This is a genomic window from Streptomyces sp. NPDC002566, assembly GCF_042889585.1.
Taxonomy (GTDB): Bacteria; Actinomycetota; Actinomycetes; order Streptomycetales; family Streptomycetaceae; genus Streptomyces.
The window spans coordinates 1237810-1251582 of sequence record NZ_JBIARD010000002.1 but is presented as its reverse complement, the minus strand read 5'-3'; the positions used below and the strand labels follow the sequence as shown (position 1 = coordinate 1251582).

At 70.1% G+C, this 13773-nt stretch carries 11 protein-coding genes and 1 pseudogene; 9 read left to right on the top strand and 3 right to left on the bottom strand.

The features are described from left to right. Window positions 1-374: 374 nt before the first annotated feature. Window positions 375-497, bottom strand: coding sequence for a hypothetical protein (locus ACFYXA_RS12615; RefSeq protein WP_389031518.1), 123 nt, complete (start codon window positions 495-497; stop codon window positions 375-377). Between the two features lie 224 nt (window positions 498-721). On the opposite strand from ACFYXA_RS12615, the gene ACFYXA_RS12610 reads away from it, so the two are divergent. Further along, complete coding sequence (locus ACFYXA_RS12610; protein WP_389031515.1) at window positions 722-3193, top strand: hypothetical protein; 2472 nt, start codon at window positions 722-724, stop codon at window positions 3191-3193. A 653-nt stretch (window positions 3194-3846) separates the two neighbouring features. Here ACFYXA_RS12610 and ACFYXA_RS12605 read toward each other — a convergent pair. Further along, the gene (locus ACFYXA_RS12605; RefSeq protein ID WP_389031512.1) at window positions 3847-4404 is read right to left on the bottom strand and encodes a TetR/AcrR family transcriptional regulator; all 558 of its coding nucleotides are present in this window, start codon (window positions 4402-4404) and stop codon (window positions 3847-3849) included. A gap of 72 nt (window positions 4405-4476) precedes the next feature. On the opposite strand from ACFYXA_RS12605, the gene ACFYXA_RS12600 reads away from it, so the two are divergent. The 5 genes and pseudogenes from ACFYXA_RS12600 to ACFYXA_RS12580 all read left to right on the top strand — a co-directional run bounded on the left by ACFYXA_RS12600 (window position 4477) and on the right by ACFYXA_RS12580 (window position 9241). After that, window positions 4477-5634: an FAD-dependent monooxygenase gene (locus ACFYXA_RS12600; RefSeq protein WP_389031509.1), complete on the top strand. Its 1158-nt coding sequence runs from the start codon at window positions 4477-4479 to the stop codon at window positions 5632-5634. 96 nt (window positions 5635-5730) lie between these two features. Beyond that, window positions 5731-6467: pseudogene (locus tag ACFYXA_RS12595) on the top strand (IS5 family transposase); the annotation flags it as partial. Between the two features lie 276 nt (window positions 6468-6743). Next, complete coding sequence (locus ACFYXA_RS12590) at window positions 6744-8345, top strand: MFS transporter (RefSeq protein WP_389031726.1); 1602 nt, start codon at window positions 6744-6746, stop codon at window positions 8343-8345. A gap of 51 nt (window positions 8346-8396) precedes the next feature. Continuing rightward, window positions 8397-8915 carry a hypothetical protein gene (locus ACFYXA_RS12585; protein ID WP_389031506.1) on the top strand — a complete coding sequence of 173 codons (519 nt, stop codon included), beginning with the start codon at window positions 8397-8399 and terminating at the stop codon, window positions 8913-8915. 119 nt (window positions 8916-9034) lie between these two features. Beyond that, window positions 9035-9241 carry a hypothetical protein gene (locus ACFYXA_RS12580; protein ID WP_352253114.1) on the top strand — a complete coding sequence of 69 codons (207 nt, stop codon included), beginning with the start codon at window positions 9035-9037 and terminating at the stop codon, window positions 9239-9241. A gap of 434 nt (window positions 9242-9675) precedes the next feature. Here the strand turns inward: ACFYXA_RS12580 and ACFYXA_RS12575 are convergent, their stop codons facing one another. Then, a complete protein-coding gene (locus ACFYXA_RS12575) occupies window positions 9676-11079 on the bottom strand; it encodes a DUF2252 domain-containing protein (RefSeq protein ID WP_389031502.1) in 1404 nt (467 codons plus the stop codon). Window positions 11080-11261: 182 nt separating this feature from the next. On the opposite strand from ACFYXA_RS12575, the gene ACFYXA_RS12570 reads away from it, so the two are divergent. The 3 genes from ACFYXA_RS12570 to ACFYXA_RS12560 all read left to right on the top strand — a co-directional run bounded on the left by ACFYXA_RS12570 (window position 11262) and on the right by ACFYXA_RS12560 (window position 13773). Further along, a complete protein-coding gene (locus ACFYXA_RS12570) occupies window positions 11262-11993 on the top strand; it encodes an HdeD family acid-resistance protein (protein ID WP_389031499.1) in 732 nt (243 codons plus the stop codon). Between the two features lie 797 nt (window positions 11994-12790). Further along, window positions 12791-13222: an SHOCT domain-containing protein gene (locus tag ACFYXA_RS12565; RefSeq protein ID WP_352253110.1), complete on the top strand. Its 432-nt coding sequence runs from the start codon at window positions 12791-12793 to the stop codon at window positions 13220-13222. Between the two features lie 113 nt (window positions 13223-13335). Further along, window positions 13336-13773 carry a hypothetical protein gene (locus ACFYXA_RS12560; RefSeq protein WP_352253108.1) on the top strand — a complete coding sequence of 146 codons (438 nt, stop codon included), beginning with the start codon at window positions 13336-13338 and terminating at the stop codon, window positions 13771-13773.

Here is a 13773-nt window from a genome sequence, read left to right as displayed (position 1 = left end):
GCGCTCACCGGGGCCCCCCCCCCCCCGCGCGGGGGCGCCGGGGCGCCCCCCCCCCCCCCCACGGCTCCGCTGGCGCGCATGATGCGGTCGGCGCCTCATGCGTCTGCTAAACGCCACCTCACCCAAGACGGGACACGTGGCACAGCTGTGATGACCGGTCGATCGCTCGGATCACCCGCGAGTGGCTTCACCGACGAAACTGGACCTGTTCAGTCCTCTTCGGTGGAGCTTTCGAGACGCCGGTCTCGACCTCGTCGGGGACCAGCCGCTGAGCTCGCGCAACAGGCCGTCCAGCGGGCCACCGTTCAGTTCGGCGTAGTACGCGAGTTGCGGGCCCGACCGATTTGGCCGGGCCCGCGCGCAAGAGATGCTGGTCAGCTGGACGTCAGGTGTTCGAGGATCTTGCCGACGACGGCTCGGGCGGCTCCGACCATGAAGCCGGTGATGGCCGCGACAGTGATCTTTTCCCGCCAGGTCTTCTGTGATCGAGGTGTCATCATCTGCTCCGGTCTCGGATTGGGCGGGGAGGAGCCGGCCGGTACTCCCTTGAACGGTCCAAGAGAAGCCGCTGGTCGCGCTGTTCGGCACGGGGTTGGAAGAAAGCCGAACGGGCTCTGCGGCACATCGGCGGGATGACCAGGACGGCCTGTGCGGAAATGGGCGGCCCTCTACGCTGGTTCGGTGGTGTTCAGTGGAAGCCCGCCGAACAGGGGGGTGCTGGGTGAGCAGGGACGCGTCGGCAGCCGATGCGGCGGAACCGGTCGATCCAGCGACGGTCCACACCCTCGAGGAACTCGTTGGAGCGTTTCGACGGCTGAAGGGTTCACGTTCGTATGCGGATCTCGACAAGGCCATCAACCCGGACCGGCGCAAAGGCAGATCGCCAGTCCTGCCACAGTCAACAGTGAGCAACTTGCTCAGCGGCAAGTCCGTGCCCACCCGGCTGACCGTGGAGAAGTTCCTGACCGCGTGTGGACTGGCCCCTGCCGCGCAGGGGCCCTGGCTGGCGGCATGGGAACAGGTGGCCAACAGCAGTTCGCGTGGGCCGGCCGGGGCAGTGCGGGTGCGCGAGGCTCGGCCGCGGCTGCTGGGCGTGCACGCTGCGATCCGCGTCGATGGCGTGGCCGACGAGCTGCCGCCGTACGTGCCGCGGGACCTCGACGCCGAGCTGCGCACCGCCCTCGCGGCGGCCGCGGCGGAGGGCGGCTTCGTACTCCTCACGGGCGGGTCGTCGGTCGGCAAGACCAGAGCGCTGTACGAGGTGCTCCGCATGACTCTGCCGGAGTGGTGGCTGCTGCATCCCGCCGACGCTGCATCCGTCGTCACTCATGCCCAGGCCCCGACACCACGGACAGTGCTGTGGATGGACGAGCTGCAGGACTACCTCAACCACCCCACCGGGCTCCCGGCCGGCGTTGTACGGCAGCTCATCACTGCCCGCACAATTGTGGTCGCGACAATGTGGGACGACGAGCACAGCCTACGAACCCCGCGCGCCCCGGCCGGCCAGCCTGACTCCTACGCCAACGACCGCGACGTGCTCCGCCTCGCCTGCATAATCCAGGTACCCGACAGGCTCAGCCCAGCCGAACAACGCCGCGGCCAAACCCTCGCCTCCACCGACCAGCGCATCCGTATCGCGCTGGATGCGAAGGACGCCGGCTTTACCCAGATCCTCGCCGCCGGACCCGCGCTCATCCAGCGGTGGAAAGCCGCCGACTGCTATGGCAAGGCCGTGATAACCGCCGCCCTCGATGCCCGCCGCGTCGGCGCGCGGCGTCCCGCCACCGGTGGCTTCCTTGAAGCCGCAGCGCCCACCTACCTCACCGAGGCGCAGCAGGCCAAAGCACCGGATGGCTGGCTTGACCATGCCCTGGCGTACGCCATGACCGAAGTGCAGGGCGCCGCCGCCTGCCTCAGTCCGACGTCCGCCGGAATGGGCGTGATCTCCGGCTACACACCCGCTGACTTCCTTGACCAACACGCCCGTCGCGAACGCCGTACCGAGGCGCTTCCAGCAGAAGCATGGCAGGCACTCGTCCGTCATCATCATCCCGACGACAGACTCAATCTTGCTCGCAACGCAGACGTCCGCGGCTTTCCTGATCACGCCGAGGCGTTCTATCGCCTGGCCGCGGAAGTTGTCCCACCGGAGCAGGTCCAACTCCTTGTAGAACTGCATGCAGAGCTGCTGGCAAAGCTGAGGCGGTTCGATGACGCCATCGCCCTCCTTCGTCCGTTCGCCGAGCTCGGCGAACCGGGCATTTCTCTCTGGCTGGCCCATCTGTACAAGTCGAACGGACAGCCCGACAAGGCCGAAGCGCTTCTCTTGACCTGGGCCAATCGCCGCGACGCCTACCGGACCCAAGCCGCCTTCGACCTGACCATGCTTCTCAAGGAGCAAAAGCGTGAGGCAGACCTTCAAGCCCGGATCGACAAGGGCGACTGGTCCGCATCCGTGCACCTTGCCGAACTCCTCGCCGAACAGGGCAGAATCGATGACCTTTCGGCTCGCGCCCAAGCCGGTGATCACGGTTCCGCAGCCGTGCTCGTGACCTGGCTTGCCGACCACGGCCGCAGTGAAGATCTCTACGCAAGAGCCGAAACCGGTGACAACAACGCCGCGATCAAACTGGCGGAGCTCCTTGTCGCGCGTAACGAGCGGGGGCCAGCAGTGGAAATACTCAGGTCTCTGGCCGGTGACGATGCCACCGTTGCGATGCACCTGGCCCCGCTCCTTGCCGAGCAAGGCAGCACCAACGAGGCTGTTGAGCTACTTCGGCACCATGCCGCGAACGGCGAGCGGAGCGCATTCCTCAGCCTGTGTGATCTACTGGCATCGGACGGCCGTGTCGACGAGGCAATCGCGCTGCTTCAAACGCGCACCAGGGACCAGTCGGCCATTTTCAGGCTTGCGAGTCTTCTGAGCGCCTCTGGAAAGGTAGATGACGCGATCACTTTGCTTGAAGCCCGCATCAAGGAAGGTGATGAGTTCGCGGCATTCCCCCTGGCCGAGATCCTTGCTGCAGAGGGCCGAACAGAGCAACTCCGTGTCCGAGCCGACGCCGGAGACGGCTTCTGTGCTCATGCCCTCATCACGCTGCTTGCCGAACGCGGTCAACTCGACGAACTGCAGGGCGAGGTCAACGCGGGAACGCTCGGTGCGTTCGACTACATCGCGGGCCGAGGTTGAGCTGCACCCACAGCCGACGGTGCGTCTCGCATTGGACGAGGACAAGAAGTACCACCGCTGCAGGTCCGGTGTGCGGTGCTCTTGGCGATGGCATTGGGTAGTCCCCTTGCTTGCTGAGGAGCAGAAGCGTGCCGGAGAAGCCGAGCTTCAGGCGTGGCGGGACGGGAAAGTCGATGAGATGGTCGATCCATACGCCGAATATCAAGAGCTCTGCGGTTACATCTTGGAGCAATTCAGGAGTATTGATCCACAGATTCATTCTGATGCCGGTTTCCGGCCGGATGTGATTGTCGACGTCTCGTAAGGTCGTAGCTCAGGCTGCGACGCCAGCAGGCACTCTTGCCTGATTGACGGCAATACAGTTGGACGCCGGAGCCCCCGCGAGTCCTCGTGGGGGCTCCGGCGTCTGGTGGGATGGGTCAGCAGGCGGCTCACGCGTAGCTCCGTGCCTTATGCCGAACGGCCCGTCGCTCGTGCGCGACCAGCCAAGGCGACCGAGTTGGTCGAACGGCTTCTCACCGAGGGGCGGGTCCGTATGCCGATGACGACCAGTGCGCCGAGTGGCGGAAGGTCATCGACAGAATGAGGTCCGCAGGCGGTGGAGGCAGCTGAGGCTGTCGGCCGGTTCGAGTAGGACCGTGGACGCCTGGGTCCTAACGCAGCGCGGCGGCGACCAGACCGTCGAGAGCCTCGCGCGGTACTTCGCCGCCGTTCACCAGTCGGTCGAAGACCAGTCCGTCGATGCAGGTCAGCAGAGTGTGAGTGCGGTTCTCGACGTCCGTGACGCCGTGCGTGGTGAGGAACAGCCGGACGGCCTCGCGGCCGGCGTTCTCGCGAGGCACCAGGATCTCCCGCAGCTCAGGGTCGCGCACGCTCTCGACGGCGCAGGCATGGCGGGCGAGCGAGCGTCGGCGGCCCTCGCCGGTGAGTCGCTGTCGAGTGAGCAGCACCATGCCGTCCACCAGCTCCTCGACGGTACGCAGGGGGGGAAGCTCTTCGGTCATCGTTTGAAGTTCCGCCTGGTCGAGGTGGACCAGGCGGGTTACGAGTCCGGTCAGCAGCGCGGCACGGGTGCGGAAATAGGCTGAGGTGGTGCCGGGCGGCATGGCGGATTTCCGATCGACCGCGCGGTGGGTCAGGCCGCGTATCCCTTCGTCGACGAGCACGTCGAGAGCCGCGTCTGCCAGAAGAGTGCGCCGATCCGAAGCCATGGCCCCTTTCTACACCCGTAGAGACTCGGGATAAGGTGCGCTTCTACAGATGTAGAAGAAGGGGGCGTCGGCATGGGGAACACGGCAGTGGTGGTCGGAGGGGGCATCGGCGGGCTGGCTGCCGCGATCGGCCTGGACCGCATCGGATGGGACGTGACGGTCCTCGAGCGCACGTCCATGCTTGAGGACGCGGGGGCAGGCATCTCACTGGCCGCCAACGGCCTGCGGGCACTGGACGAACTCGGGGTCGGCGACGCGGTTCGGGAAGCATCGCGAGGCCAGTACAGCGGCGGCACCCGGACGCCCCGGGGCGGCTGGCTGGCCCGGATGGACGGCTCGACGCTGGAGAAGGCGGTGGGCACACCGATCATGGGCATCCCCCGCTCCGCCCTGCACCGACTCCTCCGCGACGCCCTGCCCGCCGAATCACTGGTGACCGGCTCGGAGGCGGCCGGGGTCGAGCAGACCGGCCCTGGGGCGGTTCAAGTCGACTGCGCCACCACGGTCCTGAACGCCGATCTGGTGGTCGCGGCCGACGGCATCGGCAGCAAAATTCGCAGCCGTCTCTTCCCAGACCATCCCGGCCCGGTCTACAGCGGCTCGACGGTACTGCGTGCCATCACCGAGCACGCGGTCGATCTGCGGACCGACTTCGAGCTGACCTGGGGCCGCGGCGCGGAATTCGGGCACATCGCCTTCCGGGACGGGCGGGCCGAGTGGCACGCAGTCCTCAGCCACCCCGCCGGCACGCGGTTCGCCGACCCGCTGGCCGAACTGCGCCGACGGTTCCACACCTGGCACGACCCGATCCCCGCCCTGCTCGACGCGACCCGGCCCGAGGCCGTATTGCATCACGACGTGAACGAACTGCGCACGCCGATCCCCTCATACGCTGTCGGTCGGATCACGCTGCTCGGCGACGCGGCCCATGCGATGACCCCCAACCTCGGACAGGGTGCCTGCCAGGCACTGGAGGACGCGGTCACCCTCGCCGCCGCCCTCGCCACCGAGTCCACCGTTGAGGCCGCGCTCGCCCGCTACGACGCCGAGCGCCGGCCCCGCAGCCAGGCCGTCGTACGGGCTGCCCGGCAGGCCGGCAGAATGGGCCAACAGCTTTCTCACCCACTGGCCGTCCCCTTGCGGAATACGGCGATGCGACTGACTCCATCCCGGGTCGCCACACGTATGATCCTGCGTCATCACGTCTGGGTTCCGCCGTCGCTATCCTGATCCGGTTCGTGCCCGCCACCTCACGACCAGACACTTTCTGGGCCAAGTAGAGCTGCAGGTCTTGCCGTTGACGGTCCCGGTGGGCAGGGTGCCCGGATGCGTGCTGATCTTGTTCCGGACGATCTGTGGGATCGCGTGGTCCCGCTGCTGCCCCCCACTCCCGAACGGCGGCGTCGCCACCTCGGGCGCCTGCGCGTTCCCGATCGAGTGGCACTCGCTGGCGTGATGTACGTGCTGCGAACCGGTGTCGCCTGGCGCGATGTTCCGACGGAGTCCGTGGGGTGCTCCGGTGCGACGGCCTGGCGCCGACTGCGGGACTGGACCGAGGCCGGCGTCTGGCCGCGCCTGCACGCCGCGTTGCTGACCGAGCTTCGCCGCGGGGGCCTGGTGGAACTGGACGACTGCTCCGTGGACGGATCGCACATCCGGGCCCTCAAAGGGGGGACCTTGTCGGCCCCTCACCCGTTGACCGCGCCCGTCCCGGCTCCAAGCACCACCTGATCGTCGACCGTCACGGAACCCCGCTCGCCAATACGCTCACGGGCGGCAACCGTCACGACGTCACCCAGCTCCTGCCACTGATGGATGCCATCCCATCGATTCGGGGACTCCGGGGACGCCCCCGCCGCAAACCCCGGCGTCTGTACGCCGACCGGGACTACGACTTCGACGAGTACCGCCGCCTGCTGTGGAAGCGCGGCATCAAACCAATGATCGCCCGACGCGGCGTAGCCCGCGGTTCCGGCTTGGGCAAAGTGCGCTGGGTTGTCGAACGCGCCTTCGCCTGGCTGCACCAGTTCAAACGACTGCGCATCCGCTACGAACGACGCGCCGGATCGGCCTGCCAGCCGAAACTCCCCAGATTCTCCCCAGGGCCGATCGTGGTTGACTGCCGACTCGGTGCACCCGGCACGCGAGCTGCGGTTGCCATGACCTGTTCACGGTTCCGCCGGCCCGTGGACATGGCCGCGCGGCGGCAGGCTCGCCCGTGGCGGGTGAGGCGCCGGGCGGGCCTCTGAGCTGCGATGGAGGTGGCAGCCGGTTGGTGGCGGTCGCTGCCGGACGCCACCTCTTCCGGCGTCCCGGGCCGACTCGGCGAGGTGGGCGACGTGAAGCACTGGCGGGCACTGATCGTCCTGGGCACGGCACAGTTCCTGATGGTCCTGGACACCTCCGTCATGAACGTCTCCATCAGCCAGCTGGTGGAGGACTTCGACACCGAGGTGACCGCCATCCAGGCCGTCATCACGCTGTACGCGCTGGTCATGGCGGCCTTCATGATCATCGGGGGTCGCTTCGGAGACGTCCTCGGACGCCGGCGCGTCTTCCTCCTCGGCCTCGGCGTCTACGCCACGGGCTCGGCCCTGACCGCCGTCGCGCCGACCCTGTGGGTCCTCGCCCTGGGCTGGTCGGTCATCGAAGGGCTCGGCGCCGCCCTGGTCCTGCCGGCGATGGCGGCCCTCGTCGCCGAGTCCTACCGGGGCAGGGACAGGGCCGTCGCCTACGGAGTCATCGGCGGCCTCGCCGGTGCGGGGATCGCCGTCGGACCGCTGCTCGGCGGCTGGGTGACGACGTACCTCACCTGGCGGCTGGTCTTCGCGGGGGAGGTCGTCGTCGTCCTCGTCGTCCTGTGCTTCCGCCGGGCGATCACGGAGACGCCCCGGGCCGGGACGCACCCCCGGCTGGACGGCGTAGGGGCCGCGCTGTCGGCCGCGGGGCTCGCCCTCGGCGTGCTCGGCGTCCTGCAGAGCAGCACCTGGGGCTGGGTGGAGCCCCGCAACCCGCCCTTCACCGTCCTGGGCTTCGCCCCCACCCTGTTCGTCATCGGCGCCGGCGTGGCCGTCCTGGCCGGCTTCGTACGCTGGGAACGGCGGCGGGAAGCCCAGGGCACGGACCCCCTCGTCCACCTCCCGCTGCTGCGCCGGCCCGCGCTGCGCTCCGGCCTGATGGCCCTGCTGAGCCAGAACCTCATCCTCCTCGGACTGTTCTTCACCATCCCCCTCTACCTCCAGGTGGTGCAGGGCTTCGACGCCTTCGAGACGGGCCTGCGGCTGCTGCCGGTGTCCGTGACGATGCTGGCGGCCTCCCTGGGCGCCGCCCCGCTCGGGCGGATGGTGGGGCCGCGGGCGGTGGTCCGGCTCGCCCTGACCGTGCTGACCGCGGCCATCGTCTGGCTGCTGGCCACCATCGAACCGGCCGTCGACGACGCGCAGTTCGCCTGGGCGATGGCCCTGCTGGGGCTGGGCATGGGACTGCTCGCCTCGCAGCTCGGGAACGTCGTCCAGTCCAGCGTCGGCGAAGCGGAACGCAGCGAGGTCGGCGGGCTGCAGTTCACCGCGCAGAACCTGGGCTCGGCCCTGGGCACCGCGCTCATCGGATCGATACTCATCGGCGCCCTGGCCCACGCCTTCACCGCCCACGTGGAGGACGACCCGCGCCTGTCGGAGGAGGCCCGCAGGCAGACCGGCGTCGCCCTGGAGGCCGGCATCAGCTTCGTGCCGACCGAGCAGGTCCGCTCGGCCGCCGAGCGGGCCGGGCTGCCCCCGGCCGAGGTGGAAGCCGTCGCCGACTCCTACGCCGCCGCGCAGCTCGACGGCCTCAAGGCGGCGATCCTCGCGGCCGGCGGCATCACCCTGGCGAGCTTCCTCGTCACCTCGCACCTGCCGACCCGGGGACCGGCCGCCCGTGACCGTTCCGCCGCGGCACGGTGACCGGGGCCACCGATCGGGTGTTCCTGCTCCGCCGACCCCAAGGAGGCCGGTATGACCGAGGCCGGACCCGCCACGGCGCGGGCGCGCCGCGTCGAACGCCGGGCTCACGCCGACTACACGGGCGGCGTGTACGGATCCATGCTGGCCGCCTCGGTGATCGTCGGGGCGGGCAGCCTGGGATCGTTCCCCCGCCTGGAACTCGTGCTCCTGCTCCTGCTCACCGGTCTGTCCTTCTGGGTCGCGCACGTCCACGCCCAGCTGTTCGGGGCGCGCCTGGCCCAGCGGAACCCCGGACCGCACGTCGTGCTGCGGGTGTGCCGCGAGGAGTGGCCCATCGTCAAGGCCGCGGTGCCGCCGGCCGTCGCCGTGGCCGTCAGCCCGCTGCTGGGCCTCGGCCTGCCGGGCACGCTTTGGCTGGCGCTCTCCGTGGCCGTGGCCGGGCAGGTGGGCTGGTCGTCGGCGGCGGCCCGTCGAGCCGGAGCGCCGTGGCGCATGGTGGCCCTCTCCGCGTCGGTCAACCTGCTGCTCGGACTGCTGATCATCGCGTTCAAGCTGATCGTGACGCACTGAGGTGCCGGGCGCGGCGGCCAATCACCTGTACGGGGTGAAGTCCCGCCGGCCCATTCTGGCGGACCATCGCAGGGTAAGGGCGCAGTTCGCCTGTCCCACGCCATCCGGGGGAGCAGCAGATGCGCTATGAGATCCGCGTCGACGGACATATGTCCGAGACGCTGACCAGGGCCTTCCCGGAGCTGGACCATGTGGTGATGTCCGGTCAGACGGTCCTGTTCGGTCACGTGATCGACGAAGCGCACCTGTACGGGCTGCTCGCCCGCTGCCAGTCGCTCGGGCTGAGGGTGCTGGAGATGCGGCAGCTGCCGGAGTCGGGGGGGTGAGGGTGCCTCCGGCGGGGCGGCTGGGGGCTGAGGCTTTGGGCAAGGGGGCTTCCGGAGTGGCCGGAGCGGCCGGGCGGGCACGGGGACTCAAGCGGCGGATCTGGGCGGACTGACGGCGGGCGGTTCTGGGCGGACTGACGGCGGGCTCGGCCTGCGCCTCCTGGCGGGCTCGGTGCGGCCTGGCGGGGGGCCGGGCTCGGTGCGGCCTGGCGAGGGCCCGGCGGCCCGGCGGTCGGGTGGGCTGCCCAGCACCGGTCGGGGCTCGCGGCTGGTCGGCATGCGCATGCGCATGCGCTCGGCGGCGCGGCGGCGGGGGCTTGCGCCTCGCGGCGGGTCGGCGTGCGCGCAGGGTCTTTCCGTACGCGAGCACGTGCGCGAGCAGGGTCCCCGCCGGTGTCTCCGGTGTCTCCGGTGTCTCCGGTGTCTCCGGTGTCTCAGAGGCTCTCGGCGCGTACCCTGCCGGCGCTGACAGCGGCTCCCAGCGCCTCGAAGTCCCGGTCGTTCTGGTCCGCGTAGGCCTGGCCGAACCCGGCGAGGGCCCGGTCGAAACGGTCGCTGCCGCCCAGGTAGGCGGCGATCGCGATCGGGTCGCCGGACCGGGCGTGGGCCCGTGCCAGACAGGACCCGCACAACCGCGCGAACAGCCGGAGCAGGCCCGGGTCCATCGTCTCCGGCCGGGCGATGCCCTTCCAGTCCCGCAGCTGCCGTACGTAGAAGTCCCGGTCCTGTCCGTCCAGGCCCGCGGCGCTGGTCCAGCCCAGGAAGATGTCGCTGGACGTCTGGATCAGCCGCTGCCCCGACACCACCCGGCGGCCCTGGTTGTCGTACCGCTCACCGCTCGTGTGGGCGGCGAGGACCGACTCCTGCGCCTCCTTCGCCTGCAGCAGCAGCGGGTCCTCCTCGTCGCGGCCGAGCATCAGCACGATCCAGCAGCGGGTGCCGACACTGCCGACGCCGACCACCTTGCGGGCAACGTCGACCAGGTGGTAGCGGCGCAGCAGGTGGCGGCGCTCCGACGACAGCGTCCGCGCGTACCCGTCCAGCACGGCCAGCAGGTTCTTCTCCTCCTCGGCGGGGTCGCTCGTCAGATCCCGCAGAGGGGTGATCAGCGGCGGGTCCGGGGTGATGCGCCGGCCCTCGGCGGTCACCCGGGTGAGCTTCTCGTACGCCTGGAGATAGGTGCGTGTCCGGGCGCGCGCCGTCGCCTCGGCGGTGCGCCGCTTGGCCTTCCGGTCCATCGACGACTCCAGCAGCTCGCGTATCCGGTTGGCGTCGTCCTGCGCGTACCAGATGTCCAGGGTGCGCATGCCGGCGAACTCCCGCATCCGCTGCCGGTACGCCTTCACGCACGTGTGTACCGCGGCGTTCTGCTCCGCCTCGGAGAAGCCGTTGGCCCGGGCGGCGATCACGAAGCTCGCGGCCAGCCGCTTGACGTCCCACTCGAAGGGGCCGCTGTGGGTCTCGTCGAAGTCGTTGATGTCGAAGACGAGATGCCGCTCGGGTGAGGCCAGCAACCGGAAGTTGAGGAGGTGGGCGTCTCCGCAGAGCTGAACGGTCAGTCCGGTGTTCGGCACCGGTCCCAGGTCCGTCGCCATGATCGACGCGGCGCCGCGGTAGAAACGGAACGGGGACTCGAGCATGCGGCCGTAGCGCACCGGGACCAACTCCGTTACGCGGGAGGCCGACTGACGCTCTATCACCTCGACGGGGTCGGGCCGGTCCGGTTGCGCCTCGAACCAGCCGTGGCACGAGCGCGGCGCCCGCGCGCGGGCGTTCCTGCCGTACGCGGCTCGCTCGTCCGGTGCCAGAGAGGTGGTGAACACACTCGGTAGGGCCATGACTACAACCTCCTGGACGCGTCCCCGGGCCTCCACCTCACCGCCGCCGGGCCGCGCGCGGATCACCCGCGGCGGGTGACCCGGCGGCGAACGGCGGGCGGGACGCTGGCTTGGCACAGGTCACCGCCGCACAGCGCCCCGCCGGGGTGCATGAACACTCGCCGCCCACGCGAGGAGGAGCCATGACCGAGCCCCGTGAACCGGCCCCGCAGTACCCGACCGGCGGGGTCCCCGTCGGAGGGTCGCAAGGGGCGCCGCCGGGGGCAGCGGGGGCCGAGGCATCCGGGGCGGCGAGGACGGGCGCGATGGGGGCGGGCGGTGAGGTGTGGGGCGCCGGGGGAGGGGCTGCGGGGGATCCCGCTCAGTTTCTGGCCGTCCTCGGGCGCTCGTGGCTGTGGATCCTCGGTTCCGCGATCGCCACGCTCGTGCCGGGCGTCATCGTCCTCGTCTGGCCGGAAGAGACCCTCCACATCCTGGGCGTCCTCATCGGGCTCTACCTTCTGGCGGTGGGTGTGTTCCGGTTCGTCGGGGCCTTCGCGCCGGACGATCACGGCGAACGGCTGCCGGGGCTTCTCCTCGCCGTGCTGTACGTGCTCGGCGGGGTGCTGTGTCTGCGCAATCCGTTGCAGACCATCGCCGCGCTGTCGCTGATCGTGGGCGCGGTCTGGCTGGTGTCGGGCATCGTCACGCTCTTCAGGGCCGTCGCCGCCAAGAATTTGCCCCACCGCGGCATCGTCATCGGTGCCGCCGCGCTCGCCGTCGTCGCGGGCGTCGTCGTACTGGCGCTGCCCACCGAGTCGGCCCGGGCACTGACCCGGCTGCTCGGCCTGTGGCTCGTTCTGTTCGGGCTGGTCGAGGTCGTGATCGCCTTCGCGTGGCGCGCTGCCGTACGCCGGTCGGGCGCTACGGGGTGACGCGGTTCGCCGGGGTCGGCGTGAGCGCGCGCCGCGTGCTCGACCTGCCTGCGCTCTGCCCGTCCGGAGCCTGGCCCGCTTGTGCCTCGCCCGGCGTGCAGCTTCCGGCTGGCCCCTGCGTTCCTGCCTGCCGCTGCGCGGCACGCCGCCGCACGGCCGCGCTGCGGACTGCCTGCTCCTGCCGGGAGCGCCGCTGTCCGGGCTCCCCAGCACCGTGTCGTCCTGGGGCCTGCTCGACCGTGACGGCCCCGTCACCTCGGCACCTCGACACGACCCACCGTTCGATCTGCCCTCGAGAGGCTGCACCGCCTCACCTCCGACCCAAAGGCGTCGGCTGCCAGGCACCGGTCGGCGTGCTGCCGCTCGGCGAGGTGCGGCCTGGGGAACCGCCGTCCGGCATGCTGTCCGCGCCGAGCGGCGGTCGCGAACCGCCCGCCTGCAAGGCTGCCCGCCGGCCCCGGCATGCCCCTCCTGCCGGCTCAGGTGCCCGACCGGGCCGGCGGTCGCAAACCGCCCGCCTGCCGAAGCCGGCACACCGCGCCCGCCGACTCAGGGGCCCGGCTGCCGGAGCGCACCGTGGCCTGCCGCGCCGCGCCGGGGGCCCCGGAACCCCACCACGCCCAGGCGCGCGGCGCCGAACCGCACCCGCCCCCACCCCGGCGCGCCGCAGGCGGCGTGCATCATCACCCGTCCCGGGTGAGGCGGCCGTCGCTTGCCGTGCGCACGCTGAGAACCAGACGCACCCCGCATGGGGGCCCCGCCCGCGTACGGGCCGAGGCCCGGAACGGAGAACGGACATGAGTGCGCAGACGTACCTCGCCTACGACTATCCACTGCTGAGCGCCTTCTGGACCATGCTGGTGTTCTTCCTGTGGATCATGTGGTTCGTGCTGCTCTTCCGGGTCGTCATGGACATCTTCCGCGACGACAAGCTGAGCGGCGGCGCCAAGGCCGGCTGGCTGATCTTCACGATCCTTCTGCCGTTCCTCGGCGTGTTCGTCTACGTGATCGCCCGCGGCAAGAACATGGGCCGCCGTGAGGCGGAGCAGGCCCGCGCCCAGCAGCAGGCGTTCGACAGCTACATCCGCGAGACGGCCAAGGGCGCCGACGCGGGCACGAGCAGCGTCGACGAGCTCGCCCGGCTCTCCGAGATCCGTGCGCGCGGCGACATCACGGACGAGGAGTTCCGCAAGGCCAAGCAGCTGGTCCTGAGCGGTTCACACAACTGACCGAAGACCCACCGGCACAGAACGGACCTGCACCGATCACCGGTCGAGACCGACCGCTGATCGAGACAGACCTGCACCGATCCGCACGACCGTCACCGAATCGAGGCACCGGCATGACCACACACACCCGGCACACGACGTCGGCCAAGAAGCAGTGGGCCCAGGGCATGACGGTTTTCGCCGCCGTCCTGCTCATGCTCGCGGGAGTCCTGAGCATCTTCCGCGGCATCATGGGGATCGCCGAGGACGACGTCTTCGTCGCGACAGGGAACTACGTCTTCCAGTTCGACCTCACCGGCTGGGGCTGGACCCACCTGATCCTGGGCGCGATCGCGGTCGTCGTCAGCATGGGCCTCTTCCAGGTAAGCATGTGGGCCCGAGTCGCCGGCATCACCATCGCCGGGCTCATCATCATCGCCAACTTCCTGTCCCTGCCGTACTACCCGGTCTGGTCCGTCGTGATGATCGCGTTCTCCGGGTTCGTCATCTGGGCGCTGTGCGTGGGCGGCCGCGACGAGTCGGGCGCGTTCGGCGCGCCGGGCAACGGGTGA

Excerpts from the sequence above, each read along its gene's own strand:
- ACFYXA_RS12580 (WP_352253114.1), top strand. The coding sequence starts at position 9,035 with ATGCGCTATGAGATCCGCGTCGACGGACATATGTCCGAGACGCTGACC.
- ACFYXA_RS12585 (WP_389031506.1), top strand. The coding sequence starts at position 8,397 with ATGACCGAGGCCGGACCCGCCACGGCGCGGGCGCGCCGCGTCGAACGC.
- ACFYXA_RS12565 (WP_352253110.1), top strand. The coding sequence starts at position 12,791 with ATGAGTGCGCAGACGTACCTCGCCTACGACTATCCACTGCTGAGCGCC.
- ACFYXA_RS12600 (WP_389031509.1), top strand. The coding sequence starts at position 4,477 with ATGGGGAACACGGCAGTGGTGGTCGGAGGGGGCATCGGCGGGCTGGCT.
- ACFYXA_RS12570 (WP_389031499.1), top strand. The coding sequence starts at position 11,262 with ATGACCGAGCCCCGTGAACCGGCCCCGCAGTACCCGACCGGCGGGGTC.
- ACFYXA_RS12605 (WP_389031512.1), bottom strand. The coding sequence starts at position 4,404 with ATGGCTTCGGATCGGCGCACTCTTCTGGCAGACGCGGCTCTCGACGTG.
- ACFYXA_RS12560 (WP_352253108.1), top strand. The coding sequence starts at position 13,336 with ATGACCACACACACCCGGCACACGACGTCGGCCAAGAAGCAGTGGGCC.
- ACFYXA_RS12575 (WP_389031502.1), bottom strand. The coding sequence starts at position 11,079 with ATGGCCCTACCGAGTGTGTTCACCACCTCTCTGGCACCGGACGAGCGA.
- ACFYXA_RS12615 (WP_389031518.1), bottom strand. The coding sequence starts at position 497 with ATGACACCTCGATCACAGAAGACCTGGCGGGAAAAGATCACTGTCGCG.